This window comes from Nocardioides cremeus, assembly GCF_030518195.1.
In the GTDB taxonomy this organism is placed as follows: domain Bacteria; phylum Actinomycetota; class Actinomycetes; order Propionibacteriales; family Nocardioidaceae; genus Nocardioides; species Nocardioides cremeus.
Genome location: NZ_JAULSC010000143.1, coordinates 1 through 329, shown reverse-complemented (window position 1 = coordinate 329; position 329 = coordinate 1). Strand labels below are relative to the sequence as shown.

Genomic DNA, 329 nt, shown 5'->3' with positions numbered 1-329 from the left:
CAACAATTACTTCATGTACCAGGGATCGATCTACACCAGAAGGATGTTTATGGGGTAACGCTTCTTCACCGACTATGCGCACAAAATCTTGTTTCTTATATCAGAATTCTTGTCGCTACTCTAAGAAAGTTGCACATGGATCCATTTTGCTGCGATCTCTCACTCCTGACACCGCTTCATTATGCTGCTGGTCGAAACATGAAAGAGGCAGTAGCACTGCTTATAAAAGAGGGTGCGGACGTATCAGCTAAAGATAACCATGGTAATACACCTTTACATCTTGCCGCCGTGACTGGGTCATGTGAAGTCATATCATTGTTAGTCCAAGC

At 43.8% G+C, this 329-nt stretch carries 1 protein-coding gene; it reads left to right on the top strand.

From position 1 onward, the window contains the following. A partial coding sequence (locus tag QWJ41_RS20945) for an ankyrin repeat domain-containing protein (RefSeq protein ID WP_302710411.1) occupies nt 1-329 on the top strand: 329 nt, incomplete at both ends.